Below are 17,306 nucleotides of genomic sequence, written 5' to 3'. Positions count from 1 at the left end.
AAGCAATGACTCAGACCATTCGCGCCCGCGAAGGCGCAGACACGCGCCCAGACACGCTCAAGTCCTGGCTGCACGACGGCCGGGAGATCGCCCTGCTGGACGTGCGCGAGCACGGCCAGTACGGCGAATCGCACCTGTTCTATGCCGTCAACGCGCCATACAGCCAGCTGGAATTCGAGGCCGCGCGCCTGGTGCCGCGCAGGACGACGCGCGTCGTCGTGTACGACGATGGCGACGGCGTGGCCGGCAAGGCCGCCAGCGCGCTGCGCGCGCAGGGCTATGACGACGTCAGCGTGCTGGACGGCGGCGTGCCCGCCTGGCGCGCCGCGGGCTACCAGCTGTTCGCGGGCGTGAACCTGCCCAGCAAGACCTTCGGCGAACTGGCCGAGCATGAACTGCACACGCCCGCCATGACCGCGGACGAACTGAACCGCCGCATCCAGGCGGGCGAGAACCTGATCGTGCTGGACGGCCGGCCGTACACCGAATACCAGAAGATGAGCATCCCCACGGCCACCTGCTGCCCCAACGGCGAGCTGGCGCTGCGCGTGGACGACCTGGTGCCCGACGAATCGACCACCATCGTCATCAATTGCGCGGGCCGCACCCGCAGCATCATCGGCGCGCAGACGCTGATCAACCTGGGCGTGAAGAATCCCGTCTACGCGTTGGAGAACGGCACCCAGGGCTGGTACCTGAAGGACTACGCGCTGGACCATGGCCAGGCCCGCCGCCACGCGCTGCGGACGCAGCCGCAGTCGCTGCGCAAGGCCCGCGACCGCGCCCGGGCCCTGGCCGCGCGCTTCCGCATCGAGACGATCGCGGCGTCGCGGCTGCATGCCCTGCAGGCCGACGCGGCGCGCACCACCTACGTGTTCGACGTGCGTACGCCCGAGGAATACCGCGCCGGCACGCATGCGGGCGCGGCGCACGCCCCCGGCGGCCAGCTGATACAGGCCACGGACCAATACGTCGGCACGCGCGGCGCGCGGCTGGTGCTGGTGGATGGCGAGGGCGTGCGCGCCCCGACCGTGGCCACCTGGATGCGCCAGCTCGGCTGGGAGGTCTACGTGCTGGAAGACGCCGCGCTGGACGCCGCGCCCGCCCCCCTCGTCCCCGTGCCGGCCACGCTGGCGCGCATCGACAGCGATCGCGCGCGCGCGCTGCGCGACGACGGCGCGCTGTTCATCGACGTGCGGCCCAGCATGGCCTATCGCAGGGAGCACATCGCCGGCGCGCAATGGAGCATCCGCGGCAAGGCCGCCTCGCCCGCCGGCCGCGCCGTGGTGCTGGTGGCCGACGACGCCCGCGTGGCCGAGCTGTATGCCCGCGACCTGCCCGCGGGCAGCGCGCCGCTGCTGCTCGTCGACGGCCCCGCGCAGTGGGACGCGGCCGGCCTGCCGCGCGAGTCCACGCCCGACGTGCCGCCGGACGCGGACTGCATCGACTTCCTGTTCTTCGTGCACGACCGCCACAGCGGCAACAAGGCCGCGGCGATCAAGTACCTGGAGTGGGAGACCAACCTGGTCACCCAGATCGACGAGCGCGAACGCGCCTCGTACCGCTTCACCCCCTGACGGGCACGGCGGCGGGTGCCCCCGCCGCCTCGTGCCCTCCAACATTCCAAGGAGAAAACCATGAAGCCGTTCCTCGCAATCGCCGTGACGCTGCTCGCCTTGTCGTCGACTGCCCAGGCGCGCGACCTGAAGGAGGTCGAAGGCAGCAGGAAGCTGATCTGCGGCACGCAGAGCGCCAGCGAACCGTACGCCTTCCAGGACCCGGCCACACGCAAGTTCATCGGCTACGACGTGGACGTGTGCCAGGCGCTGGCCCGCGGCCTGGGCGTGGAGCTGGAACACAAGCCGCTGTCCACCGAGGCCCGCATCCCCGAACTGAAGATGGGCCGCGTGGACGTGGTGGCCGGCTCCATGGCCTATCTGCCGGAGCGCGCCACGCAGGTCGACTACAGCGTGCAGTACCTGCAGGGCAGCATCAAGGTGCTGGTGCGCCGCGACGACAGGATCGATTCGCTGTCCAGGCTGGAAGGCAAGCGGATCTGCGCCAGCAAGGGGTCATCCTCGGCCGCGCTGGCCACGCGCGTGCTGGCCAAGTCGCAGATCGTCACGTACCAGGACCTGGCCACGTGCTACCTGGGCCTGCAGAACGGCAAGGTGGACGGCATCTCGGCGGGCGAACTGACGCTCAAGCGCTTCGAGATCGAATCCGCCAAGTCGGGCTCGGCCGCCGTGCTGGTCGACGAGCCGCTGTTCACCGAACGGATCGGCGTGGTGGTCGCCAAGGGCAACACCGAGCTGCTGGCCGCCATCGACAAGGTCATCGCGAAGATGGACAAGGACGGCCAGCTGGATGCCATCTACGCCAAATGGCTGGGCAAGGACTCCATCTACAAGCTGACTCGCCAGTTCAAGGTCGAACCGGTGGCGCAGGCAAACTGAGGATGACGCGGCGGCGCGCGAGCGCCGCCGCGGCCGCTTATGGACTTGGATATCTCATTCCTGCTGCACGGGCAGTACGGCACGCTGTTGCTGGACGGCCTGCGCACCACCCTGCTGCTGTTCGTGCTGGCCTGGCTGCTGGGCATGGCGGTGGCGCTGGCCATCGTGCTGCTGCGCGCCATTCCCTTCAAGCCGCTGGACGCGGCGATGTCGCTGTTCGTCGAGTACCACCGCAACGTGCCGACCGTGGTGCAGATCATGGTGTGGTACTTCGGCATGCCCCAGGTGCTGCCGGCCGGGTTGAAGGCCTACGTGAACTCGGGCAACACCGAGATCCTGTTCGCCGTGGTCGCCCTGTCGCTGAACGTCAGCGCCTACCTGTCGGAGGACCTGCGCTCGGGCCTGAAGGCGATTCCCTCCGCGCAGGTCGAGGCGGGGCGCTCGATCGGCCTGGGCTTCCTGCAGGCCATGCGCTACGTGATCCTGCCGCAGGCGCTGCGGATCGCCGTGCCGCCGCTGGTCAACCGCTCGCTGATCCTGTTCAAGGACACCAGCCTGGCCATGGTGATCGGCGTGACGGAGCTGACCTACCAGGCCAAGAACATCGACAACCTGACCTTCCGCACCTTCGACGTCTTCGCCGTCACCACGCTGATCTACCTGCTGTGCTCGCTGGTGATCATGCTGGCCGGCAGCCGCATCGAACGGGCCTTTCCGTCGGCGTACAAGGGGTAAGCCATGCTGGAGATCCTGCAAAAGTACGGCGTCATGTTCCTGGTGGGCTCGTGGCCCCAGGGCCCGCTGGGCGGCTTCGCGGCCACCCTGCTGCTGGCCGCGCTGGGACTGGCGCTGGCGTTTCCGATCGCCGTGCTGCTGGGCTTCGCGCGGGCGGGCCAGTTCCGCTCACTGCGTATCCTGGCCATCTGCTGGGTGACGGCGTTTCGCGGCGTGCCGCTGATTATGATCATCTTCTGGGCGTACTTCGCCGTGCCGCTGGTCACGGGCATGTCGATCTCCGCCTTCAAGACGGCGCTGGTGGCGATCGTGCTGTACGAAAGCGCCTTCCTGGCCGAGATCGTGCGCGCCGGCCTGCAGGGCCTGCCGCGCGGCCAGACCGAGGCGGCGCGGTCGATGGGCCTGTCGTATTGGCAGAGCATGCGCTACGTGATCCTGCCGCAGGCGCTGGTGAACATGATCCCGTCGCTGGTCAGCCAGTTCGTGTCCACCATCAAGGCCACGTCCATCGTCTACATCATCGGCGTGGAGGAAGTGACCTTCGTGGGCCAGCAGGTCAACAGCATCGAGCTCACCTCGGCGCTGCGGACCTATCTCATCCTGGCGGGCTTCTATTTCGTGATCTGCGGGGCGCTGTCGCGCCTGGCGCGTCGCGTCGAGGTCCGCATCCAGAAACGCCGGCTCGGGCTGGCGTAAGGAGAATACCGCCATGATAGAAATGAACAACGTCAACAAGTGGTACGGCGACTACCACGCGCTGAACGACGTCAGCGGACGCATCGAGAAGGGCGAGGTGCTGGTGGTGTGCGGCCCGTCCGGCTCGGGCAAGAGCACCATGATCCGCACGCTGAACCGCCTGGAGACGATCCAGAAGGGCGACATCACCATCGACGGCGCCAGCATCTACGACCCCGGACGCGACCTGAACAGGCTGCGCGCGTCGATCGGCTTCGTGTTCCAGCAGTTCAACCTGTTCCCGCATTACTCGGTGCGCGAGAACGTGACGCTGTCCGCGCGCAAGGTGTTCGGCCTGTGCGCCGACGAGGCGAACCAGCTGGCCGAGCAGCTGCTGGCCAAGGTGGGCCTGGCGCACAAGATCGACGCCATGCCCATCAACCTGTCGGGCGGCCAGCAGCAGCGCGTGGCCATCGCCCGCGCGCTGGCGCAGCGTCCGCCGGTGATCCTGTTCGACGAGCCCACCAGCGCGCTGGACCCGGAGATGGTATCGGAGGTGCTGGCGGTGATGAAGCAGCTGGCCTCCGAGGGCATGACGATGATCGTGGTCACGCACGAGATGGATTTCGCGCGCGAGGTAGCCGACCGCATCTGGTTCATGGACGCGGGCAGCATCCTCGAGGACACCACGCCCGACGCCTTCTTCACCGCGCCGCGCCATCCCCGGGCGTGCAGGTTCCTGGAGGACGTGCGGCGGCATTGAAGGGGCTACGGCCCGGGGCAAGCGCCCCCCCCGCCTATGCAGGCCGCCCCGCTTGCGCTATGGTCCGGGGGGCTGCCCGCCTTGCATCGTCCCTCGCAACGGCGCCGGCAGGCCCCTGCCGCAAGACTGCCCGACGAGGATCGCCATGCGCAACCTGGACCTGGACCTGCTGCGCACGCTGGTCGCCATCGCCGAGCACGACTCGTTCTCGGCGGCGGCCGACAGCCTGCACAAGACGCAATCGGCCATCACCCAGCAGATGCAGCGGCTGGAAGGCCTGGTCGACCTGCCGCTGTTCGAGAAGCGCGGCCGCCACAAGCAGCTGTCCCGCCACGGCGAGAAGCTGGTCACGTACGCACGCCACATGCTGGCGATCAACGACGAGGCGTTGCGCTCGTTGCAGGACAGCCTGCTGGAAGGCGAGCTGCGCCTGGGCTCGCCGCACGACGTGGCCGACAGCATCCTGCCCAGCGTGCTGACGCACGTGGCCCGCACGTTCCCGCGCATCAAGCTGGAGATCCGCGTGGACCGCAGCCCGAACCTGATGACGGCGCTACGCAACGGCGACCTGGACCTGACCGTGTCCACCCGCTTCGACCAGGACTTCGAGGGCGTGGTGCTGCGCACCTCTCCCACCGTGTGGCTGTGCTCGGCCGACTACGTGCACGACAGCAACGCGCCCGTGCCGCTGGTGCTGGCCGACGAGCCCAGCATCTTCCGCCGCATCGCGCTGAGCACGCTGGAGCAGTATCAGGTGCCCTGGCAGACCAACTACGTGGCGCCCAACCTGGTGGGCATCAAGGCGGCGCTGCGCGCCCGCCTGGGCGTGACCGCGCGCAGCGTGGAGCTGCTGGGCTCGGACCTGCGCGTGCTGGGCGAGAAGGACGGCCTGCCGCCCCTGCCCGACGTGAATTATTTCCTGTGGATGAGGCGCGACCTGATCAACCCGCTGACGCGCCACGTGTACGACATGCTGAAGACCAACCTGCGCCTGTCGGCGAACGGCTCGCAATGAAAAACGCCCGGCACGTGTCCGGGCGTCGTCACGGCGTGGCCGCCAGGGCCGCGACGGATCAGGTGGCGGTGGTCGCGCCGATCTGCTTGGGCGCCAGCTCGGGATTCAGCGTGTAGGTGCCGGTGACCGATGCCTGGCCCAGCACGTGGCCCTGGATGGCCTTGAGCGCATCCTCGCCGGTGAAGCTGCCCGTCAGGCCCAGCGAGGCCTTGTCCAGGGCATACAGCGTGTACGTGTAGCGATGCACCAGCGCGTCGTTCCAGGGCGGGCAGGGACCGTCGTAGCCGAAGTACTCGCCTTCCATGTCGTGGTCGCCCGCGAACCATTGCGTGTAGCTGTTCAGGCCCTGGCGCGCGTTCATCGGCGCCAGCGGGCCGCCCTTGCCCCGCGGGGTGATGCCGTTGGAGAACGCGCCCTCGTCGATCTCGCGCAGGTCGGCCGGCAGGTCGACCAGCACCCAATGGAAGAAGTCGACGCGCGGCAGGTCGGCGGGGACGGTGCGGCCGTCCTGGTTGACGTCGTCGGGCTTGGACGGCACGTCCGGATCGTGGCAGATCAGGGCGAACGACTGGGTGCCCTCGGGCACGTCGTCCCACGAGAACTGCGGGTTCAGGTTGTCGGCCAGCGCCACGTGCGTCTGCGCATCGATCCGGCCGAAGGCGTAGCGCTCGGGGATGTACTCGCCGTCTTGGAAGGAAAGACTCGAAAGTTTCATGTCCAACTCCTGGAGAAATGCCGTAGGCGCTTCCTACCCGCCCAAGTTAACACGGGCGAACTTGCGCTTGCCGACCTGCAGCACGTAAGTGCCGGCCGTCAATTGCAACGACTTGTCGTCGACCCGACTGCCGTCGACGCGCACGCCGCCCTGTTCCAGGTTGCGCTGCGCCTCGGAGCTGGAGGCCACCAGGCCGGCCTCGCGCAGCAGGCGCAGGATGCCCATGGGCGCGCCGGCCACCGACACCTCGGGCATGTCCTCGGGCATGGCGCCGTCGCGGAAGCGCGCCTCGAAGGCCGCCAGGGCATCCTCGGCGGCCTGCTTCGAGTGGAAGCGCGTGATGACTTCCTGGGCCAGCATGACCTTGGCATCGCGCGGATTGCGGCCGTTCTCGGTCTCGGCGCGCAACGCCGCGATGTCGTCCAGCGAGCGGAACGACAGCAGTTCGAAGTAGCGCCACATCAGCGTGTCGGAGATCGACATCAGCTTGCCGAACATGGAGTCGGGCGCCTCGGAGATGCCGATATAGTTGCCCTTGGACTTGGACATCTTCTCGACGCCATCGGTGCCTTCCAGCAGCGGCATGGTCAGCACGCACTGCGGCGCCTGGCCGTATTCCTTCTGCAGTTCGCGGCCCACCAGCAGGTTGAACTTCTGGTCGGTGCCGCCCAGCTCCAGGTCGGCCTTGAGGGCCACCGAGTCGTAGCCCTGCAGCAGCGGGTACAGGAACTCGTGCACCGAGATCGGCACCCCGCCCTTGAAGCGCTTGGTGAAATCCTCGCGCTCCATCATGCGCGCCACGGTGTAGCGCGAGGCCAGCTGGATGATGCCGCGCGCGCCCAGTTGGTCGCACCATTCCGAGTTGTAGCGGATCTCGGTGCGGGCCGGATCCAGCACCATGCTGGCCTGGGCGTAATAGGTTTGCGCGTTGCTTTCGATCTGCTCGCGCGTGAGCGGCGGGCGGGTGGAATTGCGGCCGCTGGGGTCGCCGATGGTGGCAGTGAAGTCGCCGATGAGGAAGATGACGTTGTGCCCCAGGTCCTGCAGCTGGCGCATCTTGTTCAGCACCACCGTGTGGCCCAGGTGGATGTCGGGCGCGGTGGGATCCAGGCCCAGCTTGATGCGCAGCGGCACCCCGGTGTCGCGGCTCCTGGCGAGCTTGCGGGCGAATTCTTCCTCGACCAGAAGTTCGTCGCAGCCGCGGCGCGTGATGCGCAGGGCTTCTTCGACTTCGGGGGACAGGGTGGGGTCAGGCTGAGACATTGTAATTTTTACCGCGGCTCTGGGTGCAAAAAAGGTGTAAATCCGACAAAAAGCGGTCGAAAATTCTATCCGAATCCGCTAGCATACTGCCCTAATCATACGCAACTGTCATATGACAGTTGTTCTGCAGTTCTCCATGGCTGTTTCCACTGCGCCACACCCGAGGCGCGCCCCTAGTCCGGCACAGGCCGGGCCGGGCAGCGCCCAGGTCCGTCGCACCCAGAAATTCATGCTTCCAGGAGGGTCTTTCGCGATGATTCGTGGTTCGGCCGGCCTGGTGCGCAGCGTCATACACAAGGTGGCTCCCCTGATCGCCCCTCCCAAGCAAACCCTGTCCCGCGGTGGCGCCCTGCTACGGCGCACGCTGCTGGTCTCCGCCATTGCCCTGTTCGCCGGCGCCGCCGCGCTGGGCATGGTGCAACAGCCGGACCACACCGAACTGCCCCCGATGCGCATGGTGGACAGCCCCATGCCGCTGCAAGCCGAACAGATGCAGGTCAGCGCCGAAACCGACGCGCCCTTCATCAACGAGACCCGCATCCGCCGCGGCGACACGCTGGCCACGTTGCTGCAGCGCCTGGACATCGACAATCCCAAGCTGCAAAGCTTCCTCACGCACGATGCCAGCGCGCGCAGCATCTACAAGCTGTACCCGGGCCGCGCCGTGCAGGCCGCGGTCGACCAGGACGGCAACATGGTGTGGATGCGCTACATCCACACCCCGGGCACCGAGGACGACGGCCAGGTCTCCACGCGCATGCTGTTCGTGGAAACCGACGGCAAGGACGGCTACAAGGCCCGCGAAGTCAGCGAGGACACCCACCTGCAGACGCGCGTGGCGGTGGGCACCATCCGTTCGTCGCTGTTCGGCGCCACCGACGCCGCCGGCATCCCCGATGCCATCACGATGCAGATGGCCGAGATCCTGGGCTCCAAGATCGACTTCCTGCGCGATCTGCGCCAGGGCGACCAGTTCCGCGTGGTGTACGAGGCCCGCTCGCACGACGGCCGCTATGCCGGCGCCGGGCGCGTGCTGGCCGTGGAATTCGTCAACGGCACCAAGACGTACAACGCCGTGTGGTTCAACCCGGACGGCAAGTCGGGCGCCTACTATGACTTCGAAGGCACCAACCTGCGCGGCGCCTTCCTGCGCACCGCGCTGAAGTTCAGCCGCATCAGCTCCACGTTCGGCATGCGCATGCATCCGATCCACGGGCGCTGGATCGGCCACAAGGGCGTCGACTACGCGGCGCCCAGCGGCACCCCGATCCACACCACGGCCGACGGCACGGTGGAATTCGCCGGCTGGCAGAACGGCTACGGCAACGTGGTGATCATCAAGCACTACGGCAAGTACTCCACCTTGTACGGCCACCAGAGCGCGCTGGCCGAAGGCATCCGCAAGGGCGTGCACGTGTCGCAGGGCCAGCTGATCGGCTACGTCGGTTCCACCGGCTGGGCCACCGGCCCGCACCTGCACTACGAGTTCCGGGTCGACAACACCCCGGTCGATCCGCTGGCCGTCGACCTGCCCGTGGCCCGCACGCTGGAAACCGACGAACGCCGCGCGTTCACCCAGGCCGTGGCGCCCTACCGCGCGCAGATCGAGATGCTGACCGCGCTGCAGAAGACCGCGCCGGAAGGCAGCACCAGCCTGGCGTCGCGCTGATCCTGACGGCGATCGTGCCCACCCCCATCGACGGCCCGGACGGCAACGCCCCGGGCCGTCTTTTCATTGGCCTGATGTCGGGCACCAGCACCGACGGCGTGGACGGCGTGCTGGTGCGCCTGCACGCGGGCGCACGGCCCGTACTGCTGGCCAGCGCCAGCCTGGACATGCCTGACGCGCTGCGCGACGAACTGCTGGCGCTCAACCGCGCCGGCCCCGATGAACTGGCCCGCGCCGCGCTGGCCGCTAATGAGCTGGCGCGGCTGTATGCCGAGGCGGTGACCGTGCTGCTGGCGCAAGCGGGTCGGGGTGCGGGGTTTGGCTCGGACATCGGCGCGGCCGGCGGCGGCGCGGCCAGCGGCGGTGCGGCCGGCGGCGGCGCGGCTGGCAGCGGCGCCAGCAGCCTGGGCGCGGCCCACGGCGGCTCGGCTGGCCTGGGCGCGGCCGACGTCACCGCCATCGGCGCGCACGGCCAGACCGTGCGCCATCGGCCCGAACTGGGCTATACCCTGCAACTGAACGCGCCGGCGCTGCTGGCCGAACTGACCGGCATCGACGTGGTGGCCGATTTCCGCAGCCGCGACGTGGCGGCGGGCGGCCAGGGCGCGCCGCTGGTGCCGCCCTTTCATGCCGCCATGTTCGGCGGCACGCAGCCGCGCGCCGTGCTCAACCTGGGCGGCATCGCCAACCTGACGCTGCTGGACGAGGGCCAGCCGCCGCGCGGCTTCGACACCGGCCCGGCCAACATGCTGCTGGACTTCTGGTGCCATCAGCACACTGGCCGGCCCTACGACGACGAGGGCCGCTGGGCCGCCACGGGCCAGGCCAGCGACGCTCTGCTGGACCTGCTCATCGACGACGAGCCCTGGTTCGCGCTGCCCCCGCCCAAGTCCACGGGCCGCGACCTGTTCGACAGCGTATGGCTGGCGCAGCGCCTGAATGCCTACGCCGGCCCTGCCCTGTCGCCCGCCGACGTGCAGGCCACGCTGCAGCGCCTGACGGCGCGCACGGTGGCCGAAGCCTTGGAGCGCACGTTGCCGCATGCCCGCGACGTGCTGGTGTGCGGCGGCGGCGCCCGCAACACCGGGTTGATGCAGGACCTGGCCCATTACCTGCAGCGCCCGGTGCGCTCCACGGACACCGAAGGCGTGCCCGCGCAGTGGGTCGAGGCGTTGGCCTTTGCATGGCTGGCGCAGGCGCACGTGGACCGCATACCGGCCAGCGTGCCGGCGGTGACGGGCGCGAAGGCCGCGCGGGTACTGGGCGCGCTCTATCCGCGTTGAAGGAAGCGTGCGCGGACCGTGTCGATAGCGCGGGTGCGTAAGCGTTGCGGTTTGCCGCTACGCCGGGACCCTCATGGACCATGCACGTAGACCGGTGCCATGCGCACCATCCCTTCAATGCGAGCCGTGTGATCGGCAGCCACAAAAAAAACCCCGCGCATCTCGCGATGCGCGGGGGTTTTTCATTCGAGGCCGAAGCCCGGTGTGCTTACACCGAGAACGAGGAGCCGCAACCGCAGGTGGTGGTGGCGTTGGGATTGCGGATGACGAACTGCGCGCCTTCGATGTCTTCCTTGTAGTCGATCTCGGCGCCGACCAGGTACTGGAAGCTCATCGGATCGACCAGCAGTTGCACGCCGTTCTTGTCGAGCACGGTGTCGTCTTCGTTGACGACTTCATCGAACGTGAAGCCATACTGGAAGCCCGAGCAGCCGCCGCCCTGCACGAACACGCGCAGCTTGAGTTCGGGGTTGCCTTCTTCGGCCAGCAGATCCGCAACCTTGATGGCGGCCGAGTCGGTGAATACGAGGGGAACAGGCGGGGGGGCCTGCAGGTCTACGGTTTCGGTGACAGCGTTCATGATCAAACTCCTGGCCGCGAAGGCCAAATTCGGTGGGGCGGCGCGGGCCACCCGTATGTGTTCACTATAGCCCAGGCGACGTCGGACTCAAAATCAAAGTGACGGTGCGCGACGCCCGCACCATGGTGCCTTCCAGCACGCTGACGGTGACGGATTCGGGGACAAATCCCGCCGGCACCTCCAGCATGCCTTGGCTGCGCTGGTATTGCTCGAACTGCACGGCCAACGGGCCGGCCTTGTCGGCGGCGGGCGATCCCGCGGCGGGCGATCCCGCGGCGGGTGCGGCGGCAGATTTGGCGGGTGCGGCGCCCGGCTTCGCAGCAGCGCCGCCCGCACCGGGCTTTGCCGCGCCCGGCTTCGCGCCGGCCTCATCTTCCTTGAGGTGCATCGGCGCCAGGTCGAATTCGGCCCTCTTGCCCGCCAGCGTGCCCACCGCATGAAAACGCAGCGTGCCCGAGAACAGCGCATCGCCGGCGCGCCCCGATCGCATCAACAGCACCCGATAGGCCAGGCCCGGGCCGGAACGCTCGATCTCGGCACCCCGCACGTCCACCGTGCCTTCGGGCCCGGGAGGCAGCAGTTGCTCGAAGAAGGCCAGCTGGTCGCGCGCGCGGCCGGCCTCGGCCTGCGACAGCTTCAGTTGCTCTTCGAGTTCGACGCGCGCGGCACGCTCGATGGCCAGCTCGCCGCTGGCGGTGTCGAGCCGATCGCGCAGGCCCTGCACTTCGATCTCGCGCTGGCGCATGGTCATGCGCTGCGAGCGGGCCTGGTCCTCGGTCAGCACCACCATGCCCTTGTGCGGCTCTTGCGCGTAGCGCGTGCCGATGCCGATGCCCAGCGCGATGCCTGCGCCCAGTATGGTGACCAACCAGCCGATACGCGCCGCCCTGCGCGGCGAGCGCGGACGGGGGGACGATGAAGCGTGTGAATCCTGCATCTACGACGAGAGGACGCGCAAGCGCCCTCCCCGTGCCATCACGGCAGGATGGCGACCTGGTCGAGACCAGCAGCCTCGGGCAGTCCGAACATCAGGTTCATGTTCTGCACGGCCTGGCCGGCGGCGCCCTTGACCAGGTTGTCCTGGACCACCAGCACGATCAGCAGGTCGCCGTTGTTGGGGCGTTGCACCGAGATGCGCAGCGTGTTGGAGCCGCGCACCGAACGCGTCTCGGGCGCGCTGCCAGCGGGCATGACGTCGACGAACTGCTCGCCGGCGTAGCGCTGCTCGTACAGGGCCTGGAAGTCGGTGTCGCGCGCGCCGGGCTGGATGCGGGCATAGATGGTGGAGAACATGCCGCGGATCATCGGCACCAGATGGGGCACGAAGGTCAGCGACACCGGACCGCCGGAGATCTTCTCCAATTGCGCGGTGATTTCGGGGTGGTGGCGATGGCCGGGCAGGCCATAGGCCTTGAAGTTGTCCGAGGCCTCGGAGAACAGCGTGGCCACTTCGGCCTTGCGGCCGGCGCCGGACACGCCGGACTTGCAGTCGGCGATCAGGGTCTGGGCGTCGATCAGCTGCTTGCCGCCTTCCAGCAGCGGAGCCAGGCCCAGCAGCACCGTGGTGGGATAGCAGCCGGGGTTGCCGATGACACGCGCCTTGGAGACGGCCTCGCGGTTGAGCTCGACCAGGCCGTAGACGGACTCGGCCAGCACGTCGGGGCAGCTGTGCGGCATCTTGTACCACTTCTCGAACACGGCGGTGTCCTGCAGGCGGAAGTCGGCCGCCAGGTCGATCACGCGCGTATCGGCGGCCAGCAACTCTTCGGCCTGGGCCATGGCGACGCCGTGAGGCGTGGCGAAGAACACCACGTCGCAGTCGGCAAGATTGGCTTTCTCGGGAGCGCTGAAGGCCAGGCTGACGCGGCCGCGCAGGTTGGGATACATGTCGGCCACGGGCAGGCCATCTTCCTTGCGGGACGTGATGGCGGCCAGTTCGACGTGGGGATGCTGCGACAGCAGGCGCAGCAGCTCGACGCCGGTGTAGCCGGTGCCGCCGACGATGCCAACCTTGATGCGGGAGTTCGATGCTTGAGCCATGGTAGGGACCCCAAAAACGTAGACCGATAGTATCGCTCAGGATGCGGGCGTTGCGGCAGTGCCGCAAACGTCCCGTTTCCGACGGGTGGGACGGCGCGAGGTTCCGCGCCGGGTACCGCTGGCATCCGGAAAAAAGGACGCCAAAAACAAAAAGGCCGCTTTCGCGGCCTTTCTGGGGGACATTAGCGCTTGCTGAACTGCTTGCGCCGACGTGCCTTGCGGAAGCCGACCTTCTTGCGTTCGACTTCGCGCGCATCGCGGGTGACGAAGCCCGCTTGCGACAGGGCCGGTTTCAGCGCGGTGTCGTAGTCGATCAGGGCGCGCGTGATGCCGTGGCGGATCGCGCCGGCCTGGCCGGTTTCACCGCCGCCGTGCACATTGACCTTGATGTCGAACGATTCGCCCAGGCCCGTCAGGACCAGGGGTTGGCGAACGACCATGCGGCCGGTTTCACGAGCGAAGAACTCGTCGACGGGCTTGCCGTTGACGACGATCTTGCCGGTGCCCTTCTTGATGAAAACACGAGCCACCGAGGTCTTGCGACGGCCGGTTCCGTAATTCCAGTTACCGATCATGGCGTGTCCTTAGAATTCCAGCGGCTTGGGCTGCTGAGCGGTGTGCGGGTGCTCGGCACCGGCGTACACCTTGAGTTTCTTGATCATCGCGTAGCCCAGCGGACCCTTGGGCAGCATGCCCTTGACGGCCTTCTGGATGGCGCGGCCGGGAAAACGCTGCTGCATCTTCTCGAAGTTCGTTTCGCGGATACCGCCCGGGTAGGTGGTGTGGCGGAAGTACTTCTTGTCCTGCGACTTGTTACCCGTGACGACGATATCGGCAGCGTTGACGATGATGATGTAATCACCGGTGTCAACGTGCGGCGTGAATTCAGGTTTGTGCTTGCCACGCAGACGGTGTGCGACTTCGCTGGCCACACGACCGAGGACCTTGCCCTTGGCGTCGATCACAAACCAGTCACGTTGGACTTCATGCGGCTTGGCCACAAAGGTCTTCATGATGGTTCCTAGTTCATTCAGGTGAAAGCCCGCCGGAAATCGGCTGGGCCCTTCTCCCTCTTCAAAGGCATGTCTTGCCAGACTGCCGACGATCCTGCCAAAGCGTTATTAACCGCCCGTGCCAAAGTCGTGAATAGGGAAAGTCGATCATTCTAGCACGCCTGTTCAAAGCTTGCGCAAGGCGTGTGGCAAAAGCACAAAGGGCGCCCGATCAAACGGGGACGCCCTTACCGGAATCCGCGACGCGAGCCGTGGTGGTCAGATCCCCGCCACCGACATCTGCTCGATCAGGATCGAGCCGGTGCGCTTGGTGCCGCGCGCGATCGTGTCGGCGCCCACGGCCGCGAGGGCGCGGAACATGTCGGCCAGGTTGCCCGCGATGGTGATCTCCTGCACCGCGTGCTGGATCCTGCCGTTCTCGACCCAGTAGCCGAAGGCGCCGCGGGAGTAGTCGCCGGTGACGTAGTTGACGCCCTGCCCGATCAGCTCCGTGACCAGCAGGCCCGTGCCCAGCTTGCGCAGCATGGCTTCGAAGTCGTCGTCGGGACGCGTCAGGCGCGACGTGAGCGACAGGTTGTGCGAGCCGCCGGCGTTGCCGGTGGTGGGCATGCCCAGCTTGCGCGCGGTGTAGCTGGACAGGAAGTAGCCTTCGAGCACGCCGCCCGACACCACGCTGCGGGCCTGCGTGCGCACGCCCTCGTCGTCGAACGGCGAGCTGCCCATGCCGCCCACCACGTGGGGATCCTCGGCCACGTCGATGTGGTCGGCGAACACCGGCTTGCCCAGGGCGTCGAGCAGGAAGCTGGCCTTGCGGTACAGCGCGCCGCCGTTGGTGGCCTGGGTGAAGGCGCCCAGCAGGCCCAGGGCCAGCGGCGCCTCGAACAGCACCGGGAACTTGCCCGTGCGGATACGGCGGGCCGACAGGCGCGACAGCGTGCGCTCGGCGGCATAGCGGCCGATGGACTCGGGCGAGGCCAGCCTGGCTGGATCGCGCTCGGACGTGTACCAGTAGTCGCGCTGCATGTTGTTGCCGCGGCCGGCGATGGGCGCCACCGACAGGCTGTGGCGCGAATACGGATAGCCGCCCAGGAAGCCGCGGGTGTTGCCCATGACGAACTGGCCTTCGTAGGTGCCCACGCTGGCGCCGTCGGTGTTGGTGATGCGCGGATCGACATCGCGCGCGGCACGCTCGGCGCGCAGCGCCAGTTCGGCGGCGGCCTCGGTGCCCACGGGCCACGGGTAATGCAGGGCCAGGTCGGGATAGTCGCCGATGGCCAGGCGGTCGGCGTCGGGCAGGCCGGCGGCCGGGTCGGCCGCGGTGTGCCGGGCGATGTGCCAGGCGGCCTCGACGGTCTGGCGCAAGGCCTCGTCGGAGAAATCGGAGGTGGAGGCCGAGCCGCGGCTCTGGCCGGCGTACAGGGTCAGGTCGAGCGAGCGGTCGCGCGTCTGTTCGACGGTCTCGATGTCGTCCTTGCGCACGGAGACGGACAGGCCCAGGCTTTCGGAGACTTCGGCCACCGCGTCGCTGGCGCCGGCGCGCCGGGCGTAGTCCAGCACCTTCTCGACGAGTTCGCTGAAACGCGCGTGATTCGCGGCCACCGGCAGGGAAGAGGAAGAGTTGACCATTGCAGTCCAATTTGCAGAGACGGTTATCATAGCCAAGTCCGTCTACCACCTGCTTTTTTCCATGCATTCCGACCATCCGGATTCCGTCGACGACGACGGTTTCGACGAAAACGGCTACGACCGCCCCAGCAAATCGCAGGTCAAGCGCGAGCTGCACGCCCTGCTCGACCTGGGCAAGGAGCTGATCGCGCTGTCGCCCGACCGCCTGAAGCAGCTGCCCCTGGCCGAGCGCCTGTACGAGGCGATCCGCGAGGCGCAGCGCACCACCAGCCGCGAAGGCCTGCGCCGCCAGACCCACTTCGTGGGCAAGCTGATGCGCGACGCGCCGGCCGACGTCATCCGCGCCCAGCTCGACACGTGGCGCAACGGCTCGCGCGAAGACACCGCGGCCATGCACCGCCTGGAGAACCTGCGCGAGCGCCTGCTGGCCGACGACGACGTGCTGACGGAGCTGCTGCAGGAATATCCGAACACCGACATCCAGCACCTGCGCGCCGTCATCCGTGCCGCCCGCAAGGAAGCGCAGCAGAACGCCGCGCTGACGCAGGACCAGGAACCGCAGCGCAAGCAATACCGCGCCCTGTTCCAGGCCCTGAAGTCGCTGACCGCCTGATTCTTCATAGCTGCCCATGACCACCGACCTGCCCCTGCTGGACTGCATCGAGATCGAGACCGCCCCCAATCCCACGCACGCCGTGGTGTGGCTGCATGGCCTGGGCGCGGACGGCAACGATTTCGCGCCCATTGTGCCCGAACTGCAGGCGGTGCTGCCGCCGGCGGTGCGCTTCGTGTTCCCCAACGCGCCCGTGCAGCCGGTCACCATCAACGGCGGCATGGCGATGCGCTCGTGGTACGACATCCTGGGCCAGGACCTGGTGCGCCGCGAGGACGGCGACGGCATCCGCGCCAGCGAACTGGCGGTGCGCGCGCTGCTGCGCCGCGAGAACGAGCGCGGCATCCCGACCGAACGCATCGTGCTGGCGGGCTTCTCGCAAGGCTGCGCGATGACGCTGCACACGGGCCTGCGCCTGCCCGAGAAGCTGGCCGGCATGGTCGCGCTGTCGGGCTACCTGCCGCTGGCCGAGACGGCCACGTCGGAACGGCAATCGGCCAATCAGTCCACGCCCATCTACATGGCGCATGGCCTGTACGACCCGGTCGTGCCGCTGGCGCGGGCCGAGGCCTCGCGCCACATGCTGCAATCGCTGGGCTACGACGTGCGCTGGCACACCTATCCCATGCCGCACTCGGTGTGCGCGCCCCAGGTAGGCGACATTGCGCAGTTCCTGGCCAGCGTCATGCGCTAAGGCGCGGCCAGGGCATCCCGCGGCCCTGGTGCGCGAGGTGCGGCGAACAGGGCCGCACCAACCGCAGGCCGCTGACCCGGCGCGCTAGCTGTCGAGTTTCAATAGGTTGTTTACCCCGAGCCTGGAGGCAGGAGGGTTGTATCCGAGGGCAGAGTGAGGCCGTCGG

18 protein-coding genes are annotated in these 17,306 nt (G+C 67.9%); 10 read left to right on the top strand and 8 right to left on the bottom strand.

Annotated elements, in window-relative coordinates; genetic code table 11:
* Window positions 1–5 precede the first annotated feature (5 nt).
* The 6 genes from FS845_RS24040 (at window position 6) to FS845_RS24015 (ending at window position 5,644) form a co-directional block, all read left to right on the top strand.
* Entirely contained in the window at window positions 6–1,577 is a 1,572-nt protein-coding gene (locus tag FS845_RS24040; RefSeq protein WP_144640321.1) for a rhodanese-like domain-containing protein, read from the top strand.
* 60 nt (window positions 1,578–1,637) lie between these two features.
* A complete protein-coding gene (locus FS845_RS24035) occupies window positions 1,638–2,456 on the top strand; it encodes a transporter substrate-binding domain-containing protein (RefSeq protein ID WP_144640318.1) in 819 nt (272 codons plus the stop codon).
* Window positions 2,457–2,495: 39 nt separating this feature from the next.
* Window positions 2,496–3,191, top strand: a complete 696-nt coding sequence (locus tag FS845_RS24030; protein ID WP_144640315.1) for an amino acid ABC transporter permease — start codon at window positions 2,496–2,498, stop codon at window positions 3,189–3,191.
* Window positions 3,192–3,194: 3 nt separating this feature from the next.
* Window positions 3,195–3,887, top strand: a complete 693-nt coding sequence (locus FS845_RS24025; RefSeq protein WP_144640313.1) for an amino acid ABC transporter permease — start codon at window positions 3,195–3,197, stop codon at window positions 3,885–3,887.
* A 13-nt stretch (window positions 3,888–3,900) separates the two neighbouring features.
* Window positions 3,901–4,629: an amino acid ABC transporter ATP-binding protein gene (locus FS845_RS24020; protein ID WP_144640310.1), complete on the top strand. Its 729-nt coding sequence runs from the start codon at window positions 3,901–3,903 to the stop codon at window positions 4,627–4,629.
* 145 nt (window positions 4,630–4,774) lie between these two features.
* Window positions 4,775–5,644 carry a LysR substrate-binding domain-containing protein gene (locus FS845_RS24015; RefSeq protein ID WP_144640307.1) on the top strand — a complete coding sequence of 290 codons (870 nt, stop codon included), beginning with the start codon at window positions 4,775–4,777 and terminating at the stop codon, window positions 5,642–5,644.
* A gap of 58 nt (window positions 5,645–5,702) precedes the next feature.
* On the opposite strand, the gene FS845_RS24010 is transcribed toward FS845_RS24015, so the two are convergent.
* Together FS845_RS24010 and tyrS are read right to left on the bottom strand one after the other, a co-directional pair.
* A complete protein-coding gene (locus tag FS845_RS24010) occupies window positions 5,703–6,359 on the bottom strand; it encodes a YbhB/YbcL family Raf kinase inhibitor-like protein (RefSeq protein WP_144640303.1) in 657 nt (218 codons plus the stop codon).
* A 33-nt stretch (window positions 6,360–6,392) separates the two neighbouring features.
* Entirely contained in the window at window positions 6,393–7,622 is a 1,230-nt protein-coding gene (tyrS, locus tag FS845_RS24005; RefSeq protein WP_144640300.1) for a tyrosine--tRNA ligase, read from the bottom strand.
* 253 nt (window positions 7,623–7,875) lie between these two features.
* Here tyrS and FS845_RS24000 point away from each other — a divergent pair, with 253 nt between their 5' ends.
* On the top strand, window positions 7,876–9,291 hold the full coding sequence (locus FS845_RS24000; RefSeq protein ID WP_144640297.1) for a M23 family metallopeptidase: 1,416 nt from the start codon (window positions 7,876–7,878) through the stop codon (window positions 9,289–9,291).
* A 14-nt stretch (window positions 9,292–9,305) separates the two neighbouring features.
* Window positions 9,306–10,574 carry an anhydro-N-acetylmuramic acid kinase gene (locus FS845_RS23995; protein WP_260986428.1) on the top strand — a complete coding sequence of 423 codons (1,269 nt, stop codon included), beginning with the start codon at window positions 9,306–9,308 and terminating at the stop codon, window positions 10,572–10,574.
* 208 nt (window positions 10,575–10,782) lie between these two features.
* On the opposite strand, the gene erpA is transcribed toward FS845_RS23995, so the two are convergent.
* The 6 genes from erpA to pmbA all read right to left on the bottom strand — a co-directional run bounded on the left by erpA (window position 10,783) and on the right by pmbA (window position 15,833).
* The gene (erpA, locus tag FS845_RS23990; protein WP_144640294.1) at window positions 10,783–11,154 is read right to left on the bottom strand and encodes an iron-sulfur cluster insertion protein ErpA; all 372 of its coding nucleotides are present in this window, start codon (window positions 11,152–11,154) and stop codon (window positions 10,783–10,785) included.
* 64 nt (window positions 11,155–11,218) lie between these two features.
* Entirely contained in the window at window positions 11,219–12,091 is an 873-nt protein-coding gene (locus FS845_RS23985; protein ID WP_409929332.1) for a DUF6776 family protein, read from the bottom strand.
* Window positions 12,092–12,129: 38 nt separating this feature from the next.
* Entirely contained in the window at window positions 12,130–13,194 is a 1,065-nt protein-coding gene (gene argC / locus FS845_RS23980) for an N-acetyl-gamma-glutamyl-phosphate reductase (protein WP_144640289.1), read from the bottom strand.
* A 182-nt stretch (window positions 13,195–13,376) separates the two neighbouring features.
* Complete coding sequence (rpsI, locus tag FS845_RS23975) at window positions 13,377–13,769, bottom strand: 30S ribosomal protein S9 (protein ID WP_066131685.1); 393 nt, start codon at window positions 13,767–13,769, stop codon at window positions 13,377–13,379.
* Between the two features lie 9 nt (window positions 13,770–13,778).
* Complete coding sequence (gene rplM, locus FS845_RS23970) at window positions 13,779–14,207, bottom strand: 50S ribosomal protein L13 (protein WP_144640286.1); 429 nt, start codon at window positions 14,205–14,207, stop codon at window positions 13,779–13,781.
* 258 nt (window positions 14,208–14,465) lie between these two features.
* Complete coding sequence (gene pmbA, locus FS845_RS23965; protein WP_144640283.1) at window positions 14,466–15,833, bottom strand: metalloprotease PmbA; 1,368 nt, start codon at window positions 15,831–15,833, stop codon at window positions 14,466–14,468.
* 61 nt (window positions 15,834–15,894) lie between these two features.
* Between pmbA and yjgA the strand changes: the two genes are divergently transcribed.
* Both yjgA and FS845_RS23955 read left to right on the top strand, forming a co-directional pair.
* Window positions 15,895–16,446, top strand: coding sequence for a ribosome biogenesis factor YjgA (gene yjgA, locus FS845_RS23960; RefSeq protein ID WP_144640280.1), 552 nt, complete (start codon window positions 15,895–15,897; stop codon window positions 16,444–16,446).
* Window positions 16,447–16,462: 16 nt separating this feature from the next.
* Window positions 16,463–17,140 (top strand): alpha/beta hydrolase, encoded by a 678-nt coding sequence (locus FS845_RS23955; protein ID WP_144640277.1) that lies wholly within the window; start codon window positions 16,463–16,465, stop codon window positions 17,138–17,140.
* Window positions 17,141–17,306: the final 166 nt, after the last annotated feature.

Origin of the sequence: Bordetella genomosp. 13, from assembly GCF_007679965.1 — a bacterium.
GTDB lineage: Bacteria > Pseudomonadota > Gammaproteobacteria > Burkholderiales > Burkholderiaceae_B > Bordetella.
Note: the sequence above shows the minus strand (reverse complement) of the source record. Positions and strands in the feature narration are given on the sequence as shown.